The following is a 22,430-nucleotide window of genomic DNA, read 5'->3' on the forward strand; positions in this document are numbered from 1 at the left end:
TTGGGCCGGTCGTTTCGGCCCCCGGATCCGGACGACGCCGGCAGTCACGTTAGCTTCATCACTCGCCGTGTTGTCTTGCGCAGTTTCGAACCTGCCGGGCCCCATACTGGTGAGTGAACGGCTTTCGCCGTCCCCCGGCCAGGCAGGAGGAAGTGCATGGAAACCCTGAAAAAAGTCGTGACCAACCAGTATTTCCCTGCCGGCGCCGTGCTGTCTGCCGTCCTGCTGTTCTGGGTTGTCGCCATGCTGGGCGGGCTGTCGCTGCTCAACAACAACCAGCCGCCGTTGACCACCCTGACCTGGATGCTGTTCGTCTACGCCGCAGCTGTGCTGACGCCCCTCGCGGGACTGCTGGCCGCCGCCGACCTGGTGCGGCGCTGGCGCCGCAACCGTGCTGCCGTCCCGGCCCCCTCCGCGGCCGCCGGCACGGTCAACGTTCCTGCCGGTGCCGGGGAATCGGGCCAGCCCGCCCAGCCCCAGGCTTCCCAGTCCCAGAACTCCCAGCCCGCGCCGGCCAAGCCGCAGCGCCCGGGCCGCCAGGAAGCAGCCTGACCCCGGAGTCTTCCGGCTACCTGCCTTTCAGCGCGTTGAGGGCCTCTTCCGCGTGGTGCAAAGCCTGGTGCAGCCTGTCGCCGGGTTCCGGCAGCGAGAACATGTACCCCTGCAGTGAATCGCACTCCAGCGCCGTCAGGTAGTCCGCCTGCGCCGCCGTCTCGATGCCCTCCGCCGTCACGGTCAGGCCCAGGCTGTGCGCCATGTTGATCATGGAGCTGAGGATGGGCAGGCGCTCATTGCCGGTCCGCACCATGGACACGAAGGTCTTGTCGATCTTGACGGTGTCCACGGGCAGGTCCTGCAGCCGGCCCAGCGAGGAGTAGCCGGTGCCAAAGTCATCCAGCGCCACCCGGGCACCCGCGTCCCGCAGTGCACTGAGCTGCTGGATCAGGCTGCAGTCGGCGTCGAAGAACACGCTCTCGGTAACTTCCACAACCAGCTGGTAAGGCGCTACACCGCTGGCTTCCGCCAGTCGCAGGACGTTCCCGGCGAAATCGGGTTCCTGCAGTTGCACGCCGGAGACGTTCACGGCCAGGGACCGTGACGGATCCCCGCTGAGCCACTGTGCCAGCTGCACCATTCCGGTGGCCATCACCTCGGCCCCGATCTCGCCGATCAGCCCGGTGCGCTCGGCGAGTGGGATAAAGATCGACGGCGGTATCCGCTCGCCGCCCCGGTCCCACCTGGCCAGCGCCTCCATTTGGACCACCTGCCCCATGCGGTGCGAGACGATCGGCTGGAAGTCCACGCTGATTTCACCGCGGGGCACGGCCAGCTGGAGCCCGCTTTCCATGTGCGTCCGCTGCACCAGCGCCTGCATCATGTCCGGGTGGAACCGCAGGAACCGGTTCTTGCCGGCGGCCTTGGCGGCGTACATCGCGATGTCCGCATGCCGCAGCAGTTCGGAAGGGCCCACGCTGTCCTGGCCCAGGGAGGCGAGCCCCAGGCTCAGGCTGGGGCGGAGGACGGTGCCGCCGATAGTCACCGGGACGTGCAGGCAGCGCACAATGCACGCCGCGATTGCGTCGGCGTCGGGGCAGGCAGTCAGGAGCACCACAAACTCGTCGCCGCCCAGCCGGGCCACGACGTCGGCCGTGGGAACGCAGCCGCGGAGCCGGCGTGCCACCTCGATGAGCATGTCGTCGCCCGCCTGGTGGCCAAGGATATCGTTGACTTCCTTGAAGTCGTCGAGGTCCAGGAGCAGGACATCCACCGTCTTCAGCCGCGGTTCCTGCAGGGATTCGGCCAGGGCATCGTTGAAGACGGCCCGGTTGGCGAGCCCGGTCAGCGGGTCCTGGAAGGCCATGGCGCGCAGCTTCTCAGCCTGCACGGCGAGGTCCATCATGGCCTGCTGTGCCTGCTCCTGAGCTCTCCGCCGCGGCGTCACGTCGCGGAAGCTCCATACGCGGCCCACAATTTTCTCGCCTACGCGTTGCGGGCGGGAATAGCGCTCCAGGGTGCGGCCGTCGCGGAGTTCCACCACGTCGTGGCTTTCGCCCGCCGGGTCCTCCTGGACTTCGCCCAGCCGCGCGACGAAGGGCACTGGATCTGCGATCTGCGCCATGACCAGCCGCAGCGCCGGCTCCTCACTGTCGGCCTCCATCATCTCGGGAGGGATGCCCCACATGGTGAGGAACTGGTCGTTGAATCCGGCCACGCTGCCGTCGGTGGCGATGACCAGGATGCCGTCTGCGGTTGATTCAAGGGTGGCCGTCAGCAGGGACATGGCCTCGCGGAGGTTGGCGTCGGCCGTCTTGCGGTGCGCAGTGCCGCGGGCCGAAAGCAGCAGCCGTGCGCCGGCCGGGTCCTGCCCGGGGAGGACGGCCACGGCCAGTTCAACGGGGACCTCGGTTCCGTCCCCGCGCAGGGCGCTGATTTCCAGCGGCGGTGGATGCTCTTCCCGGTGGGTGAGGAGCTGGTGCAGCAGGTGGGCCACGTCGTCGCGGAAGCCCTCGCCGATCAGAAGCCGGTGGTCCAGGCCTGCGAAGGCGTCCCGGTGCAGGCCAAACAGCCGTGCCGCTGCCGCGTTTACCGCCAGGACGGTGCCGTCCGCAGCCAGGGCCATAAGCGCATCCGGACTTGCGTCCATGACACCGCCAAAAGTTTGTAATGCCACATTGTTGTCACGGCCCGAAAAACCGGTCATCACACCACCCCTTCGCAATCATAAAGGCCGCAGGGGGAAATTGGGCCGGTACCCTAACTTCATGTTGGTCCAGCACGAACCTGGCCCCGGACGTAAAAAGCGCCGGACTCCACAATGGGGTCCGGCGCCTCTTACTGATGAATATGGGAAAGCGGCTACACCCGGCGGCCGCTGCGGTTGGTGACGGCGCCGTAGATCAGCAGCACGATGATCGAGCCGAGGATGGCCAGCAGCCACGTCCTGATGTCGAAGAATTCGGCCAGTCCGCCGCCGAAGATCAGTGATCCGATCCAGCCGCCCAGGATGGCCCCAACGACGCCGAGGACCATCGTGATCACCCAGCCGCCGCCTTGGCGTCCCGGCAGGATGGCCTTTGCAATGGCTCCAGCAATCAGGCCCAAAATGAGAAATCCAATAATGCCCATGTTGCCACTCCTTGTCAGTAAGTTGTACCGGGCCCCCATTTCCGGTTCCCTCATTCAATCAGCAGGCTTACTACTCTGCAAGGCTTTCAATATCACAGGATGACTGTCAGTTTGACCCGAATTCGGGAAATATTTCTCCGCCGGTAAAGCGGCTGCCGCTAGGATTGGATGTCCCTGCATCTGGTGAAGGAGCTCCGGCATGTCCAGCCACACCCAGCGGCCGCGAGCCATATTCCTTGACATCGACGGCACCTACGCCGATCACGGGCTTGCTCCGGAAGCCCATGTGGACGCCGTCCGGACCGCCCGGAAGCGGGGCCACCTGGTGTTCGTCTGCACCGGACGTCCCCTGTCCATGGTGCCCGGGCACATCCTCGAGGCGGGATTCGACGGCACCATTACCGGAGCCGGTGCCAGGGTGGAGGTCAGCGGTGAAGTCCTCAAGGACACCCGCTTTGAGCCGGAGCTGGCGGCACGCATCGTCGAAACGCTCGACGCGCACGGTGCCGCCTACATCCTGGAAGCGCCGGAGGCCCTGCATGGCCGCACGGGCGTGGACCGGCGGCTGCGGGAGGTCCTTGGGCCCATCTTTGCCGGCCGGCCGCAGCATGACGGCGTCCTCAGCACGGATGTGGATCCGCTCGAGGACATCCTGGGGCCCATGCAGTACAGCGACGACCTCCGCGCCACGTCCTACGCCAAAATCTCCTGCTTCGATTCACCGGTGCCGCTGAGCCGCCTGATGGAAACCTTCGGCCCCGGGGTGGGGCTGATTCCCAGTTCGCTGTCGGCGCTGGGCGAGCGTGCCGGGGAGATCTACATGGCGGGCACCCATAAGGCCGTGGGTATCCAGATGGTGGAGGCCCGGCTCGGCCTGGACCGGGCAGACATCGTGGCCATCGGCGACAGTGCCAATGACGTCGAGATGCTTGAGTACGCGGGCGTGGGTATCGCCGTGGAAGGAGGCCATCCCTCCGTTCTTGCCGTAGCGGACAGGGTTACTGCCGCGCCGGCCGGTGGCGGCGTTGCGCTGGCCTTCGCCGAGCTGGGGCTCCTGGGCTAAGCCTCAGTATGCGGCCGCCGCCAGGGCACCCGCGGTGGTCCCGAGCCCGCGCACCACCCAGCCCTGTTCCTGCCAGGCCGCAGCATCCAGCACATTGCGCGCGTCCAGGACCACCCGGCGTCGTACCTGCTGCCCGGCCGAGGCGGGGCACAGCTGCCGGTACTCGTCCCATTCGGTGAGGAGCAGCACCAGCTCGGCGTCCTGGAGCGCCCGCGCCGCGGAGGCCTCGAAGCGCAGGCGTGGGTAGCGGCGCCACGCAAGGTTCACTGCTTTGGGGTCCGTGACGGTCACATGGGCACCGGCGGCGGCCAGCCGGTCCGCAACATCCAGTGCAGGGGAGTCGCGGATGTCGTCGGTATCCGGTTTGAAGGAGGCACCCAGCACGGTGATGGAACGCCCGGCGAGCATCCCGCCACACAGTTCCGCCGCCAGGCGCACCGTACGTTCCCGCTGGCCCAGGTTCACCGCATCCACCAGCCGCATCCAGTCCTCCACCGCGGGCACGCCCAGGGCGGCGGCCTGGGTGCGGAAGCTGCGGATGTCCTTGGGCAGGCAACCGCCGCCGAAACCAAGCCCCGCGTGCAGGTACCGGCCACCGATCCGCGGATCCAGCCCCATCGCCTCGCTGAGTTCGGTGACATCAGCACCCGCGGCATCGCACAGTCCAGCGACGGCGTTGATGAAGCTGACCTTGGTTGCCAGATACGCGTTCGCGGCCGACTTGATGAGTTCTGCCGTGGCGAAGTTGCAGACCAGGCGCGGGATCCCGGCAGCCAGCAGCGGCTCATAGACAGCGTCCAGGGCCGCCGCCACCCCCAGGGGCGCGCCGGTGGCGGGGTGGAAGGCGGCGGCCCGGCCGCCGTCCACGCCGTAGACCAGCCGGTCCGGGACCAAGGAGTCTTTGACGGCGGTGCCCTGCCGGAGGAACTCCGGATTCCAGCCGAGCAGCACATCAGGCCGTGCGGCCAGGACGTCCTGGAGCATGTCCACGGTGCCAACGGGCACCGTGGATTTACCGACGACGACGGCGCCCGCGGCCAGGTGCGGCAGCAAGGCCGCCGCGGCGGAGACCAGGAAGGTGAGGTCGGCGGCGTCGGACGTCCTGTCCTGCGGCGTCCCCACGCACAAAAAGTGCACCTGTGCGTCCCCTGCCCCGGCGGGATCGGTGGAGAAGCGCAGCCGTCCGGTGGCGCGGCCGTGCTCCAGCAGTTCATCCAGTCCAGGTTCGTGGAACGGTGCGGCACCCTGTGCCAGCTGCGCCGCCTTTCCGGGGTCGACGTCGATGCCCACCACGGTGTGGCCCATGGAGGCCAGGGTTGCTGCGTGGACCGCGCCCAGGTAGCCGCAGCCGATCACGGATATCTTCATGATGATGCTCCTGCCTTTGAAACCTTCTGTGCGGGTGCGGCCGCCCCCGCGATGACGTCCGCGTAGTGCTGCACCAGTTCCGTGCAGAGCGCGGGCCAGGTTCTGTCCTGGACCGAGGCGTGTGCTGCGGCCGCAAATGCCCGCCGTTTGGCGTCGTCGCCCACGAGGTCCTGCACCCGGGCCCGCAAGGCGGACAAGTCGCCCGGTTCGTAGAGCCATCCGGTGCGCGAGTTCTCCACCAGATCCAACGGGCCGCCCCGGCCCGTGGCCACCACGGGTACGCCCGATGCCATGGCCTCCTGGATGGTCTGGCAGAAGGTTTCGAACTCGCCAGGATGGACGAACAGGTCGAACGATGCCACCGCCCGTGCCAGGTCATCACCGCCCAGGAAGCCGGTAAACGCCGCCCCGGGTAAGGCCGCCTCAAGGGCTGCCCGCTGCGGGCCGTCACCCACAACCACCAGCCTGGTGTTGGGGATGCCGGCGAGGGCGGCAAGGTCTTCCACCTGCTTTTCGACCGCCAGCCTGCCCACGTAGCCGATGATCCGTTCCCCGCCCGGGGCCACTGAAGCCCGCCACCCGTCGTCGCGCTTTTCCGGCGAAAACCGGGCGGTGTCCACACCGCGCCGCCACATGCGCACCCGCGGAATGCCCCGGCCGCGCAACTGGTTCAGCGCGAATGTGGAGGGCACCAGGGTGCGTGAGGAGAGCAGGTGGATGTTCTCCACCCTGTTCCAGGCCCAGTTTTCCAGGAAGGGCACGCCGTACCGGGCGGCGTAGCTGGGGACCTCGGTCTGGTAGACCGCCACGGTGGGAATCCCCAGTTGGCTGGCCGCCTGGGCCGCACGCCAGCCCAGCACGAACGGTGAGGCAAGATGCACTACCTCGGGCGCGTACTCGGCAAGGATTCGCTTGACCCGGTACACCCCTCCCAGCGCCACCCGCACGTTCGCATAGCCCGCCAGCGGAACCGCCGGGAGCCTGTGGACCTCGGCGCCTTTGACCTCGGCTGCCTCCCCGTCGTGGGCGGAAGGTGCTATGACCAGGACCTCGTCGCCCCGCTCCTGCAGATGGTCCAGGACCCGCAGGATGGAGTGGGTGACACCGTTCATCAATGGCAAAAAAGATTCGGCAACAATTGCGATCCGCACCCTTCAACCGTGGGCGCCTTCCTTGAAATGGCGGGGGAGAAAGCGTTACCCCGAGGAGAAGGCCGGATGAACAACTGCCCCTGAGTTTCAAATTATTTAGTAAGTAGGCTTGGCATCTGATGCTAAGCATGCTTACGGTAGTGGGGCAGTCAGCGCAAAGCCTCAAGCAGCCGGGGCGGAAGCCAGACGTCGGGGACAACCCGCGCCAGGACATCCATTGCTGGCAGACCCAGTGCAAAGACACATCCAAGGAGAGTCATGCTCAACAGGGAAAATCTTGAAAACCTGCTCACCAAGGGCGGCAACGTCGTCGGTTCCGATGGCACCAAGATCGGTTCGATCGGACAGTTGTACGCAGACGACGACACGGGTGAGCCCACATGGGTCACGGTCAAGACCGGCCTATTCGGAACTTCGGAGTCGTTCATTCCGGTCGAGGGCGCCCACCACCAGGGCGACGACCTGGTGGTGCCTTACACCAAGGAACACGTCAAGGATGCTCCCCGCGTGGACGCAGACGGTCACCTCACCCCCGAGGAAGAGGACCGGCTGTACACGTACTACGACCGTGGCGCACGGACCTACACCGAGGCCCGGACCGGCACCGACAGGGATGTTGACCTGCAGGGCGACGCCGACCTGAACGCCGGCACCCCCACGGCAGGCATCACATCCGACCGCGACACCTACGACCGCGACACGGATGCCCGGGGCGCCGTTGGCCACGACACCTCCGGTCCCACCACGGACGACGCCATGACCCGGTCCGAGGAGAGGCTGCACGTGGGCAAGGAGCGTGAGGCCACCGGCCGGGTACGTTTGCGCAAGTACGTCACCACCGAAAACGTCACCAAGACCATCCCGGTGGAGCGCGAAGAAGTCCGGATTGAGCGTGAGCCCATCACCGACGCAAACCGCGGTGCCGCCCTCGGCGGACCTGACATCAGCGAGGAAGAACACGAAGTGATCCTCCACGAGGAGCGCCCCGTCGTTGAGAAGGAAGCTGTTCCGGTGGAGCGGGTCCGGCTGGACAAGGACGTTGTCCGCGACGACGTCACGGTCAACGAGGAAGTCCGCAAGGAGAACATCGAAACAGACGGCGATCACCGCCGCTGACCGGCGCGGGGGCTTCGGCCCCCGTCCCGCGGGCGGGCTGATTGAATCAGCAGCCCTGACACGGTGAACGGCGCCGGGAGCTACCTTGGGGGCTCCCGGCGCCGCTGCCGTTTAAAACGCTGGTGCAGCCGCGCCGGAAGCGGTGGCTGCACCAGCCAGTAGGACGAATATCTTCAGAACTTACGGTTCATCTCTCATTCGCGGCTCCTGTTTTCCCGGTTGACGGTATCCGGGTACACGGCTGGCAGCGTCCACGTCCGGCAGCCAGCAGAAATCGCACCATGCCCTCAGCGGGGCGGCGGGTTTTGGTTTCTACCAATTTTACGGCGGGGCAGGGCAAAAAGCGCCGCATGCCGGGGCACTTGATTGGTGATCAGTGCCGCCCTGGAGCCTGTCGTTCGCGGGTCCGGCACGCCCGGCGTGACACCATGGAACACGATGAAACTGCGCGCTGATCAGACCGGAGACCGTGGCCTACCCATGCCGTTATGGCTGCAGGGTGCCCTTGAAGCGGCGCAGGCGGCCATCATTTCGGCCCTGGTGGTCGTGGCGCCCATCGTCGCTGTCTGGGCCACTGCAGGATTCCAGAACGGGCAGTTCGAAGTCCTGGCCCGCCTGGCCGGACAGTCCTGGCTCCTGGTCCACGGGGTGCCGCTGGAACTTGCCGGCACAGGACCCGGGACTGCCACCCACGGCGGGTCCGGCATCCTGAGCCTGATTCCCCTGGGCCTGACCCTCATCCCGTTCCTCCTGGCCTGGCGCGCCGGCCGGCGGCTGGCCCGCGCCTCCTATACGGACCAGCTGTGGCAAGCGCTGCTGGGCTCGTGGGCAGTGTATGCAGCGTTCGGCGCTGCCACCGGGTTCGTCTGCCGCAGCACCGACGTCGGCATCAACCTCTGGTTCGCCATGCTGGTTCCCCTGGTCCCGTTCGGGCTGGGAATGGTGATTGGCGCACGGAGGGAGGCCGGGTCCTGGAGCCGGCTGATCGGCGTTGACGCCGTGGACTGGATCTCGCGCACCAGCCAGCACTCACGCTGGGCCGGATCGTACTTCGCATCCGCGGCCAAAGCAGGGTCCGTCGCCGTGCTGTCCGCCCTCACCCTGGCCGCAGTGCTGCTGGCGGCAGACCTGTTCATCCACTGGAACCTGGTGGTTTCCGTTTATGAAGCGCTCGACGCCGGCCCGGTAGGAGGTGCCGCCCTCACCATCGCGCAGCTGGGCTTCCTGCCCAACCTTGTGGTGTTCGCCCTCGCCTGGACGTCCGGCGCGGGATTTGCCATGGGGGCAGGCTCCCAGGCCGGGGCGCTGGGCACCGCCGTCGGGCCGCTTCCGTCCATACCGGTCCTGGCTGCCATCCCGTCGGGGTCCCTGGACTACGCCTTCGTGGCCCTGGTTGTTCCGGTGCTGGCAGGTGTCATGGCGGGATGGTGGTTCCTGCGGGAGGGCGAAAACCACTTCGACGAATGGCTCGCCATCAAGGTCCACGCCCGCTGGTTCACCGCCGCCGTCTCCACGCTGGTGCTCGGCGTGCTCGTGGGGGTGGCGGCGGGCCTGCTGACCGCCTCCCTGGCCTGGATCGCCAGGGGGTCAGCCGGCCTTGGCCGCTTGACGGCCATTGGGCCCGACCCCCTGTGGACCGGCCTGTGGGTCGCTGCCGAGGTAGGCATCGGCGTCGTTGTCGGTTACGCTGCCGGACCGTGGCTGGAGCGGGAGAACACCGGGGCAGCGGAACACGATGCGGAGCTGGTCCACTAGGACCAGGCCGCGGCTAGCGGACCTTGGCAGGCAGGACGTCCTGGAACTGCGCCATGCACGCATGGGTCGCCCGGTCCGTCAGCGCCCGGCCCAGGCACGCCTGGTACTCGCGCACCTGGTCAAACAGGACCATGGTGGTGACAATCAGCAGCACCATGACGGCGGCCACCACCAGCCCTGAAATGGTGCCCAGGAGAACCAGCCTGGATTCCTTAAGGCGGATTGACCGGACCAGCAGGACTACCCCCAGGACCAGGCCCGCGGCGGTCAGCACGGTTGCCAGCCACAGGTAGCCGACGTCCAACTGGTACACGAAGAACGATCCGAAGACCGAGACCACGAACATCCGGAACAGGGTGCGGGTCTTGGCAAGGGAAGCTTTCGCCGCCTCGCTGAGCGGGGGCCTGACCTGCTGCTGCCCGCTGCGGCCCGGTTCGCTGTTCATGTTTTCCAGCGTACGCGAGCCTGCACCTAAGCTGGACCAATGCGTATCGTCGTCCTCGTTTCCGGAACCGGGTCCAATCTCCAGGCAGTCATCGACGCCGTCAAGGCGGGGGACCTCGACGTGGACATCGCAGCGGTGGGCGCGGACCGCGAGGGAACCTACGGCGTCGAGCGCTCCGCTGCCGCCGGGATCCCCACCTTCGTAGTGGACTTCAAGGCCTACCCGGACCGCGCAGACTGGAACGCGGCGCTGACCCGGGCTGTGGCCGCCTACAAGCCGGACGTGGTGGTGTCCTCCGGGTTCATGCGGATCGTCAGCCCGGAGTTCATCGACGCTTTCCAGGGCAAATACCTCAATACGCACCCGGCCCTTCTCCCGGCCTTCCCCGGTGCGCACGGCGTGCGCGATGCCATGGCATACGGCGTGAAGGTCACCGGCTGCACCGTGCACTGGGCAGACGCCGGCGTGGACACCGGACCCATCATTGCCCAGGAAGCCGTGGCCATCGAGGACACCGACACCGAGGAAACCCTGCACGAGCGCATTAAGGTGGTTGAGCGCCGGCTGCTGGTCTCCACCCTGGCCGCCCTGGCCGCCGACCCCGCGTACTCCGCAGCCTAGGGCGGGTTTACTGCAGGCGCGCCTGCCGGGTTTCCGGGGAGAAGAACGCCATCCACAGCACGGAGGCCAGCACCAGGGCACCGGCCAGGGCGAAGGATGTGGCCAGCCCGAATTCCGGCCAGAAGTAGTTGGCAAAGATTAACGGCCCAAAACCCGCACCGAGACGCGAGAATGTGGACGCCCAGCCGAACCCGGTGCCGCGCAGTTCGGTGGGATAAAGCTCAGAGACATACGCATAGAGCACCGGAATGGCCACCTGCACCACGAACCCGAACACCAGCAGCCAGAACACCGCGGCCGTGGGGATGTCCACCACGAACGCCACGATCACCAGGGTCAGTGCGGACAGCGGACCGGTGATGGCAAGGATCCATTTACGCCCCACCCGCTCCACCAGGAGCGCCGCCACCACCACGCCCAGGAAGCCGACGGCGGCCATGGACGCCGTGGTGACGAACGCCTTGTATTCGGCGAACCCGGCGCCGATAAGGATCCTCGGCATCCACGTCAGGGACAGGTAGTAGACCAGCAGGATGCTGAAGAACAGGGCCCAGGCGGCAGCCGTGATCTTCCAATTGAACTGCCACACCGAGCGCAGCTGGGTCCAGGCGCTGCCGGCGGAAAGCCGTGGAACGTCCCGGGCATCGGGAAGGCTGTAGGCGCGGGGTTCCGCCCCGGTGGCTTCCACCAGCCCGTCGATGATTGTGGCGGCCTCCTCCCGCCGGCCCTTCCTGATCAGGAACAGCGGCGACTCCGGCACGCTCCGCCGGATCCAGAAGACCAGCAGGGCGGGAAGCACCATCACCAGCATGGTCAGGCGCCAGTCGCCGTAGAGGGCCACCAGTCCGGCGGAGACGAACCCTGCCAGGGCTGCGCCGATGGGCCACCAGCCGTCCATGGCTGTCAGCACCTTGCCGCGCTGCTTCCGGGGGGTGAACTCACCCACCAGGGCGTAATCCACGGGAATGCAGCCACCCAGGCCAAACCCGGCCATGAACCGGAAGACACAGAACCAGATGAAGTCGGGGGCGAACGCGCCCAGGACGGTAAACACCGAGAACAGCAGCAGGGTGGCGGTGAAGGCCTTCTTGCGGCCCACGGTGTCCGCAATCGTTCCCCAGATGAAGGCACCCAGGGCCATGCCGATCAGGTTCGCCGTACCCACCCAGGCGGCCTCTCCGGCGGAGAGCGACCAGTGCTTGGAGAGCAATGGAATCAGGATGCCATTCAGGGTCACATCCCAGGCGTCGAACATGAAGCCGAGGCCCCCGATCAGGAAGATCCTGCCCTGGACTTTCCATCGCCAGGGAAGTTCCTGGACCACCTGTTCGCCGCTGGGCACAGTGGTGTAAGTGTTCATCGCCGCCTCCTGTTCAAAACTCTAGCCCGCGCCCACGGCGTTCACACTCCGGCCGACACACCGGCCAACCGCGCCTTCGCGATAAACTGGCCCTATCCCCACCAACCGCGGCCCTGTTCCGCGAGATAAGACGGAGACATTTGTGAGCTTCACGCAGCATGAGCGCGTATCCATTGACCGTGTACCCATCCGCCGGGCCCTGATCTCGGTTTACGACAAAACCGGTCTGGAGGAGCTCGCAACGGGCCTGCACGCCGCGGGCGTAAAGCTCGTCTCCACCGGTTCCACGGCCAAGAAGATCGCCGCCGCGGGCATTCCCGTGCAGGAGGTTGAGGAAGTCACCGGTTCGCCCGAGATGCTGGACGGCCGCGTCAAGACGCTGCACCCGCGCGTCCACGGCGGAATCCTGGCGGACCGCCGCGTCCCGGCCCACATGGAAACCCTCGCCAGCATGGACATCGAAGCCTTCGACCTGGTGGTGGTGAACCTCTACCCGTTCGTGGAAACGGTCAAGTCCGGTGCCGCGCAGGATGACGTCGTGGAGCAGATCGACATCGGAGGCCCCGCCATGGTGCGGTCGGCCGCGAAGAACCACGCCGCCGTCGCCATCGTGGTGGATCCGTCCTTCTACGGCCAGGTGGTGGAGGCTGCCGCCGCCGGCGGCTTCGACCTGAAGACGCGCCGCCGCCTCGCCGCTAAGGCATTCGCCCACACCGCCGCCTACGACAACGCGGTGGCCACCTGGACCGCCAGCCAGTTCCTGGACGAGGACGGCGACGGCGTCATCGACTGGCCCGCCTACGCCGGCCTGTCCCTGGAGCGTTCCGAGGTCCTGCGCTACGGCGAGAACCCGCACCAGCAGGCTGCCCTGTACGTGGACAAGGCTGCGCCGATGGGCATCGCCCAGGCGGACCAGCTGCACGGCAAGGCCATGAGCTACAACAACTTCGTTGACGCCGACGCCGCCCTGCGCGCCGCCTACGACTTCGCTGAGCCCGCCGTCGCCATCATCAAGCACGCCAACCCGTGCGGTGTGGCCGTCGGGTCCGCCGACGCCGCGGACCCCATTGCCGATGCCCACGCCAAGGCCCACGCCTGCGACCCGGTCTCCGCGTACGGTGGCGTCATCGCCGCGAACCGCACGGTTACTGCCGGCATGGCGAACACCGTCAAGGACATCTTCACCGAGGTGGTCATCGCCCCCGGCTTCGAGCCCGAGGCAGTGGAGATCCTCTCCAAGAAGAAGAACATCCGCCTGCTCGCCCTGCCCGAGGGCTACGGCCGCTACCCCACGGAGTTCCGCCAGGTCTCCGGCGGCATGCTGGTCCAGGTCAGCGACAAGGTGGACGCCGACGGCGACAACCCCGCCAACTGGACCCTCGCAGCCGGTGAAGCCGCGGACGGGAAGACCCTCGCGGACCTTGCCTTCGCCTGGACCGCCTGCCGGGCCGCGAAGTCCAACGCCATCCTCCTCGCAGAGAACGGCGCCGCTGTGGGCATCGGCATGGGCCAGGTCAACCGCCTGGACTCCTGCCGCCTGGCCGTGGAACGGGCCAACACCCTGGGCGTCACGGTGGAGTCCGACGTCGAAGGTGCCGGCGGCGCTTCCAACGCGGACGCGAGCGGCGCACCAGAGCGTGCCCGCGGTGCCGTGGCCGCCTCTGACGCGTTCTTCCCGTTCGCCGACGGGCTGCAGATCCTGATCGACGCCGGCGTCCGCGCCGTGGTGCAGCCGGGCGGTTCCGTCCGGGATGAGGAAGTCATCGCGGCAGCGAACGCCGCCGGCATCACGATGTACTTCACCGGAGCCCGCCACTTCTTCCACTGATCCCCACCGCCGTCCTAACCTCGCTGCGCTCGGCCTGGGAACCCGGGCGGCGTGGGCCCGGATTAACGAAACGGCGCCCGTCCCCATCGCAGGGGACGGGGGCCGTCGTCGTTGTGCTGGTTCAGTCCTGGTCGCCGGGGCCGGGTCCGGGCTCCGGGAGCTGAATCTCCCGGGGCTTCGCCGCCGCCATCCGCTCCTCTGTCCAGTACTCGAGGACTTCCTCGGGGGACTGGTTCAGGTCCACGTGGCTGACGGGATCCTCCTTCGGATCAGGTGCCTTAGGACTTTGCTGCACTGTTGAAGGTTGCCTGGATGACTTTGCCCCAGTACGGGCCGTACATCACAGCTGAGCCGTTGTAGCCATAGCTGTTGATGGAGTTCTGTACGCCGTCTGAGCCGATGCCGATGAACCACGGTCCGCCCGATGAACCGCCCGTCATGTCGCACGGGATGCCCTGGGTACCGAACTGGGGGTTGTTGGGGTCATCCGTGGCCCTACCGGTGCAGCTGAACAGGGACGTGCCGTTGAACGGCGAGGCCTGCGGGTAGCCGTACGACGTGTAGGTCAGGCCCCGTGCCTGGTTGAAGGCAGTGCCAGAGCCGCCGACAACGTCGGTGAGCCGGTCACCGTTGCTGTCCTTATTCACGACGGCGAAGCCGGTGTCATAGGTCATGTCGCCGTTGGAGGCCCATTGGGTGGGCGCGTACAGGGCCCTGGCGGTCCACTTGCCGGAGGGTGCCGCGCCGTTGTCGTAGGCGGGCACGAAGACGAAGTTGGTGGCGTACGCGCCCGGGCCCTCGTTCACGCAGTGACCGGCGGTAGCCACGGTGCTGCCGTTGGTCGAGGCGACGGCGTTGCCCGAGCACACATAGTTGGTGCCGCCCATGGTGAAGAAGACTTTGCCGATGTGGGAGACGGGATCCTCGCTCTGGGCAATGGTGGGCTTGCCCTTGGTCCCCTTGGTGGAGGAAGGCTTGCCCTTCTCGACAAGGGCGGCGCTGGAGCGGTTGCCGCGGCCCAGCGCCTTGCCGGCCAGGGCGTCACCTGAAACGGCGCTCTGCATACGCTCCGGGGTCCAGTAGTCCGCCGCGCCGTCGGCATTGAGCGTGACGCCGGCCACGGACGGTGCCTCATGTCCATCCGACGGTGCCGGCGCGGCTGAGGCCCCGCCCGCCGAAGTGAGTGCCAGCACGGCGGCAGCCGAGAAAGTCAGGAGGCCGGAAGCCAGAGACCTGGTGCGTGTCATTGTTGTCCTGTCTGAACGGGGTTTGGCCCTGGATCGGGAGTGACTTAGCGAATTTATCGCCACGGGACAAGTTTGTACACAGTAGTGAGATATCAAATACCGGCTTAGGACCCTTTCCCTGCCCCGGCTGTCTTCTGGTTGACGACGGTGGCCCCGGCACCCGGGCGTGTCCCGCCGTCGGCCGTTCTCTATCGCTGTAATCCTGCTCACCGCCGGGGTAACGCTGGGACTTCGGTACGGTTCAACGCCATGTCCTCGGGTAAGTTGTACATGGTGAAATAGACCGAATTTTTCACAATCAAGCCGACCCACAGGGAGACGCCCGCGCATGTCCAAGATTATCTACACCCACACCGACGAAGCGCCGATGCTGGCTACCTATTCGTTCCTGCCCATCATCGAGGCGTTCGCTTCGACTGCAGGTGTGGAGGTGGAGACCCGCGACATTTCGCTCGCCGGCCGCATCATTGCTGTGTTCGGTGACTACCTCACCCCGGAGCAGCAGATCGGTGACGCCCTTGCTGAACTCGGTGAGCTGGCGAAGACGCCGGAAGCCAACATCATCAAGCTGCCCAACATCAGCGCCTCCATCCCGCAGCTGAAGGCGGCCATCGCCGAGCTGCAGGGGCAGGGCTACGCCCTGCCGGATTACCCGGACAACCCCTCCTCCGACGAGGAAACCGCCGTCCGCTCGCGCTACGACAAGATCAAGGGATCCGCCGTGAACCCGGTCCTGCGTGAAGGCAACTCGGACCGCCGCGCCCCGCTGTCCGTCAAGAACTACGCACGCCAGAACCCCCACTCCATGGGCGCCTGGACCGCTGACTCCAAGACCAACGTGGCCACCATGGGCCAGGACGACTTCCGCTCCAACGAGAAGTCCGTGGTCATCGAGTCAGACGGCACGATCGCCATCCAGCTGGTCCGCGAGGACGGCTCCGTGAAGGTCCTGAAGAAGGCATTCCCCGTCCTGGCCGGCGAGGTCATCGACGGCACCGTGATGCGCGCCGCCGCTCTGGACGAGTTCCTGAAGGCCCAGGTTGCCCGTGCCAAGGAAGAAGGTGTGCTGTTCTCCGCGCACCTGAAGGCCACCATGATGAAGGTCTCGGACCCCATCATCTTCGGCCACGTGGTCAAGGCCTACTTCTCGGAACTGTTCCAGACCTACGGCAAGCAGCTCTCCGCCGCCGGCATCAGCCCCAACAACGGCCTTGCCGCCATCCTCAGCAGCCTCGAGGACCTGCCGGAAGACGTCCGCGACGGCGTGCAGAACCTGATCAAGAAAGGCCTGGAAGACGGCCCCGCCCTGGCCATGGTGGATTCTGACAAGGGCATCACCACCCTGAACGTCCCCAGCGACGTCATCGTGGACGCCTCCATGCCCGCCATGATCCGCAGCTCGGGCCACATGTGGGGCCCGGACGGCAAGGAAGCGGACACCCTGGCAGTCCTGCCGGACAGCTCCTACGCCGGCATCTACCAGGTGGTCATCGATGACTGCCGCGCCAACGGCGCCTACGACCCCACCACCATGGGCACCGTGCCCAACGTCGGTCTCATGGCACAGGCGGCTGAGGAATACGGCAGCCACGACAAGACGTTCGAGATCCAGGAAGCCGGCAAGGTGCAGATCGTTGACGGCTCCGGCAACGTCCTGATCGAGCACGAGGTCTCCGAGGGCGACATCTGGCGCGCCTGCCAGACCAAGGACGCCCCCATCCGCGACTGGGTCAAGCTGGCCGTCACCCGCGCCCGCGCCTCCCAGACCCCTGCCGTGTTCTGGCTGGACGAGGAACGCGCCCACGACGCCAACCTGATCGCCAAGGTCAACGAGTACCTGAAGGACCACGACACGGAGGGCCTGGACATCCAGATCATGGCCCCGGTCAAGGCCACTGCCTTCACCCTGGAACGCATCCGCAAGGGCCAGGACACCATCTCCGTCACGGGCAACGTGCTCCGCGACTACCTGACGGACCTGTTCCCCATCCTGGAACTGGGCACCAGCGCCAAGATGCTCTCCGTGGTCCCGCTGATGAACGGCGGCGGACTCTTCGAGACCGGCGCCGGCGGCTCGGCCCCGAAGCACGTCCAGCAACTGCTCAAGGAAAACCACCTCCGCTGGGACAGCCTGGGTGAATTCCTGGCCCTGGCCGTGAGCTTCGAGCACCTGGCCACCACCACGGGCAACGCCCGCGCCCAGGTCCTGGCCGACACCCTGGACCGCGCCACCGGAACGTTCCTGCTGGAGAACAAGTCCCCGAGCCGCCGCGCCGGTGAGCTCGACAACCGTGGCAGCCACTACTTCCTGGCCCGCTACTGGGCCGAGGAACTGGCCAAGCAGACCGACGACGCCGACCTGGCCGCCGCGTTCAGCTCGGTCGCCAAGGAGCTTTCCTCCCAGGAGGAAACGATCGTGGGCGAGATGGCCGAGGTCCAGGGCTCACCCGTGGACATCGGGGGCTACTACCGCCCGGACGACGCCAAGGCTTCGTCCGTGATGCGTCCTTCCGCCACCCTGAACAAGGTCATCGCCAGCCTGGCCTAATACCGGCTGGTAAGGCAGAGAGAAGCGGTGCCCCGGTTTCCACCGGAGCACCGCTTCTTTTGCTTTGTCGCCTTGGCGGGCGCGGGCTCAGTTCTTGCCTTTGCCCTTGTCGCCGTTGTTCTTTCCGCCGTCCGTTCCGTTGCCGGCGGTGTTGCCCTGTGCCGGTGCCTGTGCCGGTGCCGGTGCCACTTCGGGAGCTGGCTGCGGCGCAGTTGCGGGGGAGGGGTCCTGTGCTGCCTGGCCGGCGGCAACGCGGGCGTCTTCTGCAGCCTTCGCGGCCGCCGCCTGCGCGGCAACCGCTTCAGTGAGGTCTGCCCGGACGGCGGTGGCCACCGTGGTGATGCTGCGGCGGCGCTCTTCGGAGACCTGGCCCTTTGCCTGGGCAGCTGAGAGGTCCGCTTCCAGACCCTCCAGTGCCTTCAGCGCGGCTGCCGGATCGTTTTGGGATGAAGCCTGGGTGACCTCAAGGACCCGTGCCTGGAGCTGTGTTGCCGCTTGGCGCTGCAGTCCGCTCCCGGGGGCGGCGCAGGCGTTGAGGACGGTGGCAGCCAGCAGGGCCGCGGTGCAGGCCAGCAACAGCCGGCCCGGCACACCCTGCCGCAGGCTCACGGCGCCACGCTCTTTTGAAGTTCCTGGAGGTGGTCGCCCAGGACGCCGGTCACCGTGGGGTAAGGGACGACGTCGGCGGGCCGGGCGGTGATGCTCATCAGCACCGCGGCAGCGGCTGCGGCGATCACCAGGGCAGCGAGCACTACGGCCAGCCAGATCCTCTGGTTCCTTGACAGGCGGGGCTTGCCGGAGGCCTTGGCCGTGGGGGCGGCTGCCGTCCCGGAACCGGATTGCCGGACAGGATCAGATTCAGGCACAGGATCAGATGCGGTTGCAGGGGTCTGGGCCGACGGATCGTCAGAGGACCCGGAAGCCATGGCCCCGGTGGCCGCAGCTGCCTCCCGGACTTCATCCACCGATTCCTCGGCAGTGATGGTCGGAGGGTGGAAGGGCATGGCCGGCAGTACCCGCGTGGTCTCCGGCGCCAGTTCTCCGGGCGTTGAGGCCGGGGAAACCAACGCCTGGCGGAGGGCGGTCTCTATGTCGGCGGCCGATGGCCGCTCCAGCGGCTCGATGGTGGTCATGGAACGGATGAGGTCGGCCCATTCGGAGGGGACGTCGTCGGGAATTTCCGGGGCGCGGTGAAGCCGGGCAACCGCGGATTCCACGGCGCTGCCGGGGTATTCCACGGTGCCCTTGATGCATTCCAGCAGCACCAGCCCGAAGGAGTAGATGTCCGTGGCTGACGACAGCGGCTTGCCCAGGGCCTGTTCCGGGCTGAGGTAGGCGGCGGTGCCCACCATGGTGCCCGTGGCCGTGAGCCGCGTGGAATCGACAATCCTGGCGATGCCGAAGTCCGTGAGCTTGGGCCGCAGTGGCTCGCCTGGCCGGATCTGGACCAGGAGGATGTTGCCCGGTTTGATGTCGCGGTGGATGATGCCCAGGCCGTGCACATAGGCCAGCGCGTCGGCGATGCCTGCGCCGATGACGCTCAGCTCTTCAAGGGGTACCCTGCTGTGCCGGATACGGGCACGCAGGTCCTGGCCCTCCACGAGCTCCATGGTCAGGAAAGGCCGGGGCTCATCCGGAATGCGGTCATCGATACCGGCGTCGAAGAGGGTTACCAGGCCGGGGTGGTTGAGTGTGGCGAGGAGCTGGATTTCCGCTTCCTGGCGCTTGAGTTCCTCCGCGTCCGGGGCCTGCGGGGCGAAGAGCTTCAACGCCACATCGCGGCCCAGGTTTTCGTCCCGCGCACAGTACACCGATGACATTCCGCCGCGGCCAATGACATCACCCAACCGGTAGCGACCGCCGACAACTTCATTCTTGATGGAGCTAGGCGATTCCGCCACCATGACCGTTCCTCCCGGTGCACTGCGGCACTGTCGTACCTCAAATTATACGGGCGGTGAGGTGGAACCGGCGATTGACCGGGGTCTTTCCCGTGGCGGCAGGCCGACGGCCCGGCGGTGAAAGCGTCTACCTCCACCGCCGGACCATTGGCTACAAGGACATGTGTGCTGATGACATGTTTTGTATCGTCGCTTCGTTTCCGGGCTGGTGTCCTCCTTCCGTCAGCCCGCTGAGCGCTGCCGCTTCAGGCGCCTCGCTGCGGGCGTTTCCTGTTGCGGGTGAAGTTAGGACACCTTGCGCTTGCGGAGCGCCAGGAGTCCGGCGGCCAGGAGCAGCAGGGCGAGGGGGATCAGTGATCCGTCCCAACCGGTGTTGGCGAGGCCGGTGTGGGCAGCGCCTCCGTTGGCAAGGGCAGCATTGCCGCCGGCCGCGGTGCCGCGGGGTACCGTCACGGTGGCGATTGCCCCGCCCACCACCGCAGTTGAGCCGGCCGGTGCTGCCGTGAAGCCCTCTGCTCCCGTATCACCGGTGCCACCGCTGGAGTCACCGTCCGTGGTGCCATTACCAGCGCCGTTGTCGCCACTGGTGTCCGAGCCCGGGGTGCTGGTGCCGGGATCCATTGTTCCGGGATCAACTGCTCCCGGATCAAGGGTGCCGGTGTCGCCCGTGGTTCCGTCACCCGGGGTGGTGCCGGGACCGGACGTTCCCGGCGTGCCTGTGGTGTTGTCGCCGCCGAGCCCGATGCCGAGGTCAACGCCAAGATCGGCAACAGCATCCAGGCCGCTGCCGTCTGCAGTCCCGGCGCCCACAGCAGCACCAAGGTCTGCCGCTGCATCGATGGCTCCTGCCGTGTCACCGTTAGTGACAGCCCCGAGGGTGATGTCGAGGGCTGCGTCCACAGTGCTGCCGGCTCCGGTGGCGTCACCGTCTGTGAGGCCGCCCAGCCCCAGGCCTACGGCTGCATCGACCACGAGGTCTGCCGTGGTGCCGTCCGTAGTACCAGTGCCGGCGGTGGCGGGGTCGGTGATGGTCACAGTGCCGAGGCCGAGGTTGACGTCTGCCGCGGCTGCCAGGTCGGTGGTGCCTGTTGTAGTCCCGGTGCCGGGGGTTGCGGGATCGGTGACTGTCACTGTCCCGAGTCCGAGGTTGACGTCTGCTGCGGCTGCCAGGTCGGTGGTGCCGGTGGTGGCGGGATCGGTGGCTGTCACTGTCCCGAGTCCGAGGTTGACGTCTGCTGCCGCTGCCAGGTCGGTGGTGCCGGTGGTGACGGGATCGGTGGCTGTCACGGTCCCGAGTCCGAGGTTGACGTCTGCCGCGGCTGCCAGGTCGGTGGTGCCTGTTGTAGTCCCGGTGCCGGTGGTTGCAGGATCAGTAGTCGCCACAGTCCCGAGTCCGAGGTTGACGTCTGCTGCCGCTGCCAGGTCGGTGGTGCCGGTGGTGGCGGGATCGGTGGCTGTCACGGTCCCGAGTCCGAGGTCCGCGGTGGCGCCGACGGCGAGGTTCGCCGTGGTGCCGTCCGTCACTCCGCTGCCGCTGGTTGCAGGATGAGTAGTCGCCACAGTCCCCAGCCCCAGGTTGACGTCCACTGCGGCGGCGACACCTGTTGATCCGGACGGCGTTGGGTCACCCAGCAGGCCCAACGACGTCGAGTCAGCGGGTGCCGCCGCCGAGATGAGGGCGGAGGCGGAAAGGTCCGTCCCGCTGGTGGTGTCCGCCGCGTTGGCGGTGGCGCAGCCGAAGGCCAGGAGGCCGCCGGCAAAGAGGGTGCTCAGCAGCCCTCTGCGAAGAGTGCAGTTCATGGTGTTTACTCCTGAAATAGTTGAGTGTCCGGGCGCTGGACAGCTGCCCGTAAAGCCGCGTGCTGCCCTCGGGAGGGCAGAGGGCCTCAACTAGTCAGGGGAAGAACCGGGGTCGAATGACACCGGCGCAGGGGCATGCTCGGGGGACCGGTCGGCGCGAACACTCCCGGCCCGGTCAAAGTCAAAGTAGAAGGGGTTGAACCACGCGGCGGCAGGGGATGTGCCGCCCGCTGATCCTCCGCTGCCCGTGCCGGACGCCGGGGCTGCGGGAGCCTGGGCAGGCAGGGGCAAGGGGTCCGGCAGGGGCTGCTCCGCAACAGAGCCAGCCGTCGCGGATACCCCGGACTGAGGCGCCGCCGTAGGGGCCAGGATGCCCGGCCCCAAGGGTTCCAAGCTCGTACCGTTGTGGGCTGCGGGTGACGCGGATGACGCCTCAACAGCCTGGTCAGATTCCGGGGCCGTGACCATGCCATCCGGCGCATCTTCCACGGCTGCGGGCTGATCCTGGGCGGGAGCAGGGACTGCTTCGGTGGGGACATCCACTTGCACGGCATCCAAAGGCGGGACGGGCAACGGGGCAGCGCCGGTCAAAAGATCTGAAACCGGTTGGAGCACCGGCTCAAGGACCGGAACCGTCTCGGCTGCAGGGGCTGCAACTTCCTGGGCCACACCGGCAGCCACGGTATCGGCCAACTCAACAAGGGGAGCCGAGACCTCGGAAACAGTTCCGGCCGGAACCACCTGGTTCACCACGGGAACGGCGGCAATAAGGTCGTCTGCGAGGCCGGCAACCGGCGTTACGACAGGCTGCAGCAGCCCGGGGGATTCGGCGGGTCCAGTCGTGGAGGCGGCAGGAACGGGTGAAACCGTAGCCGCAAGATCATGGCTCAGGGACGACACCGAACTGGTAACGCCACCGAGCAGTGAAGTGGAATCGGTCCCGGCATCGGCAGTTGCAGCCGTAGATGAAAGAGTTAACCAGGTGGCCGCGGCCGCTCCTGCCAGGAGCACCGGGCGCAGGGCACGCCATGGAGAACTACTACGAGCCATGCGTACCACCCCCCAGTGACCGGCGCAATCGATGCTTTCTAAATGCTAAGG

At 67.0% G+C, this 22,430-nt stretch carries 19 protein-coding genes; 7 read left to right on the forward strand and 12 right to left on the reverse strand.

Going from position 1 to position 22,430, the window contains the following annotated elements; all coding sequences use genetic code 11:
* The first annotated feature begins 156 nt into the window (after nucleotides 1–156).
* A complete protein-coding gene (locus tag ACWRN3_RS00770) occupies nucleotides 157–552 on the forward strand; it encodes a hypothetical protein (protein ID WP_255174804.1) in 396 nt (131 codons plus the stop codon).
* A 16-nt stretch (nucleotides 553–568) separates the two neighbouring features.
* Here ACWRN3_RS00770 and ACWRN3_RS00775 read toward each other — a convergent pair whose 3' ends face one another.
* A complete protein-coding gene (locus ACWRN3_RS00775; protein ID WP_476739617.1) occupies nucleotides 569–2,644 on the reverse strand; it encodes a putative bifunctional diguanylate cyclase/phosphodiesterase in 2,076 nt (691 codons plus the stop codon).
* A 212-nt stretch (nucleotides 2,645–2,856) separates the two neighbouring features.
* Nucleotides 2,857–3,126: a GlsB/YeaQ/YmgE family stress response membrane protein gene (locus ACWRN3_RS00780; RefSeq protein ID WP_043452229.1), complete on the reverse strand. Its 270-nt coding sequence runs from the start codon at nucleotides 3,124–3,126 to the stop codon at nucleotides 2,857–2,859.
* Between the two features lie 199 nt (nucleotides 3,127–3,325).
* On the opposite strand from ACWRN3_RS00780, the gene ACWRN3_RS00785 reads away from it, so the two are divergent.
* On the forward strand, nucleotides 3,326–4,189 hold the full coding sequence (locus ACWRN3_RS00785) for an HAD hydrolase family protein (protein WP_476739618.1): 864 nt from the start codon (nucleotides 3,326–3,328) through the stop codon (nucleotides 4,187–4,189).
* A gap of 3 nt (nucleotides 4,190–4,192) precedes the next feature.
* Here the strand turns inward: ACWRN3_RS00785 and ACWRN3_RS00790 are convergent, their stop codons facing one another.
* Nucleotides 4,193–5,557: a UDP-glucose dehydrogenase family protein gene (locus tag ACWRN3_RS00790; RefSeq protein WP_476739619.1), complete on the reverse strand. Its 1,365-nt coding sequence runs from the start codon at nucleotides 5,555–5,557 to the stop codon at nucleotides 4,193–4,195.
* Nucleotides 5,554–6,708: a glycosyltransferase family 4 protein gene (locus ACWRN3_RS00795; RefSeq protein ID WP_476739620.1), complete on the reverse strand. Its 1,155-nt coding sequence runs from the start codon at nucleotides 6,706–6,708 to the stop codon at nucleotides 5,554–5,556. Before ACWRN3_RS00795 ends, ACWRN3_RS00790 begins: the two co-directional genes overlap by 4 nt.
* A gap of 258 nt (nucleotides 6,709–6,966) precedes the next feature.
* Here ACWRN3_RS00795 and ACWRN3_RS00800 point away from each other — a divergent pair, with 258 nt between their 5' ends.
* Both ACWRN3_RS00800 and ACWRN3_RS00805 read left to right on the forward strand, forming a co-directional pair.
* On the forward strand, nucleotides 6,967–7,824 hold the full coding sequence (locus ACWRN3_RS00800) for a DUF2382 domain-containing protein (protein WP_255174809.1): 858 nt from the start codon (nucleotides 6,967–6,969) through the stop codon (nucleotides 7,822–7,824).
* Nucleotides 7,825–8,262: 438 nt separating this feature from the next.
* Nucleotides 8,263–9,579 (forward strand): cell division protein PerM, encoded by a 1,317-nt coding sequence (locus ACWRN3_RS00805; RefSeq protein ID WP_476739621.1) that lies wholly within the window; start codon nucleotides 8,263–8,265, stop codon nucleotides 9,577–9,579.
* 13 nt (nucleotides 9,580–9,592) lie between these two features.
* Here ACWRN3_RS00805 and ACWRN3_RS00810 read toward each other — a convergent pair whose 3' ends face one another.
* Nucleotides 9,593–10,024: a hypothetical protein gene (locus tag ACWRN3_RS00810; RefSeq protein ID WP_476739622.1), complete on the reverse strand. Its 432-nt coding sequence runs from the start codon at nucleotides 10,022–10,024 to the stop codon at nucleotides 9,593–9,595.
* Nucleotides 10,025–10,063: 39 nt separating this feature from the next.
* Here ACWRN3_RS00810 and purN point away from each other — a divergent pair, with 39 nt between their 5' ends.
* Nucleotides 10,064–10,645: a phosphoribosylglycinamide formyltransferase gene (purN, locus tag ACWRN3_RS00815; RefSeq protein WP_255174812.1), complete on the forward strand. Its 582-nt coding sequence runs from the start codon at nucleotides 10,064–10,066 to the stop codon at nucleotides 10,643–10,645.
* 7 nt (nucleotides 10,646–10,652) lie between these two features.
* Here the strand turns inward: purN and ACWRN3_RS00820 are convergent, their stop codons facing one another.
* The gene (locus tag ACWRN3_RS00820) at nucleotides 10,653–12,005 is read right to left on the reverse strand and encodes an MFS transporter (RefSeq protein ID WP_255174813.1); all 1,353 of its coding nucleotides are present in this window, start codon (nucleotides 12,003–12,005) and stop codon (nucleotides 10,653–10,655) included.
* 142 nt (nucleotides 12,006–12,147) lie between these two features.
* Here ACWRN3_RS00820 and purH point away from each other — a divergent pair, with 142 nt between their 5' ends.
* Nucleotides 12,148–13,833 carry a bifunctional phosphoribosylaminoimidazolecarboxamide formyltransferase/IMP cyclohydrolase gene (gene purH / locus ACWRN3_RS00825; protein WP_476739623.1) on the forward strand — a complete coding sequence of 562 codons (1,686 nt, stop codon included), beginning with the start codon at nucleotides 12,148–12,150 and terminating at the stop codon, nucleotides 13,831–13,833.
* Between the two features lie 121 nt (nucleotides 13,834–13,954).
* Here purH and ACWRN3_RS00830 read toward each other — a convergent pair whose 3' ends face one another.
* Both ACWRN3_RS00830 and ACWRN3_RS00835 read right to left on the reverse strand, forming a co-directional pair.
* Nucleotides 13,955–14,128: a hypothetical protein gene (locus ACWRN3_RS00830; RefSeq protein WP_324644519.1), complete on the reverse strand. Its 174-nt coding sequence runs from the start codon at nucleotides 14,126–14,128 to the stop codon at nucleotides 13,955–13,957.
* Nucleotides 14,112–15,080 (reverse strand): trypsin-like serine peptidase, encoded by a 969-nt coding sequence (locus ACWRN3_RS00835; RefSeq protein WP_476739624.1) that lies wholly within the window; start codon nucleotides 15,078–15,080, stop codon nucleotides 14,112–14,114. Before ACWRN3_RS00835 ends, ACWRN3_RS00830 begins: the two co-directional genes overlap by 17 nt.
* Nucleotides 15,081–15,408: 328 nt before the next feature.
* Here ACWRN3_RS00835 and ACWRN3_RS00840 point away from each other — a divergent pair, with 328 nt between their 5' ends.
* On the forward strand, nucleotides 15,409–17,628 hold the full coding sequence (locus tag ACWRN3_RS00840) for an NADP-dependent isocitrate dehydrogenase (RefSeq protein ID WP_476739625.1): 2,220 nt from the start codon (nucleotides 15,409–15,411) through the stop codon (nucleotides 17,626–17,628).
* A gap of 87 nt (nucleotides 17,629–17,715) precedes the next feature.
* On the opposite strand, the gene ACWRN3_RS00845 is transcribed toward ACWRN3_RS00840, so the two are convergent.
* From ACWRN3_RS00845 to ACWRN3_RS00860, 4 genes are all read right to left on the reverse strand, one after another.
* Nucleotides 17,716–18,237, reverse strand: a complete 522-nt coding sequence (locus ACWRN3_RS00845) for a hypothetical protein (RefSeq protein ID WP_476739626.1) — start codon at nucleotides 18,235–18,237, stop codon at nucleotides 17,716–17,718.
* Nucleotides 18,234–19,532 carry a serine/threonine-protein kinase gene (locus ACWRN3_RS00850; RefSeq protein ID WP_476739627.1) on the reverse strand — a complete coding sequence of 433 codons (1,299 nt, stop codon included), beginning with the start codon at nucleotides 19,530–19,532 and terminating at the stop codon, nucleotides 18,234–18,236. The genes ACWRN3_RS00845 and ACWRN3_RS00850 overlap by 4 nt, the downstream gene beginning before the upstream one ends.
* 282 nt (nucleotides 19,533–19,814) lie before the next feature.
* Nucleotides 19,815–21,329 carry a beta strand repeat-containing protein gene (locus ACWRN3_RS00855; protein ID WP_476739628.1) on the reverse strand — a complete coding sequence of 505 codons (1,515 nt, stop codon included), beginning with the start codon at nucleotides 21,327–21,329 and terminating at the stop codon, nucleotides 19,815–19,817.
* 90 nt (nucleotides 21,330–21,419) lie between these two features.
* Nucleotides 21,420–22,379, reverse strand: coding sequence for a hypothetical protein (locus tag ACWRN3_RS00860; RefSeq protein ID WP_476739629.1), 960 nt, complete (start codon nucleotides 22,377–22,379; stop codon nucleotides 21,420–21,422).
* Between the last annotated feature and the right edge of the window lie 51 nt (nucleotides 22,380–22,430).

The organism is Pseudarthrobacter sp. rb, from assembly GCF_056389225.1.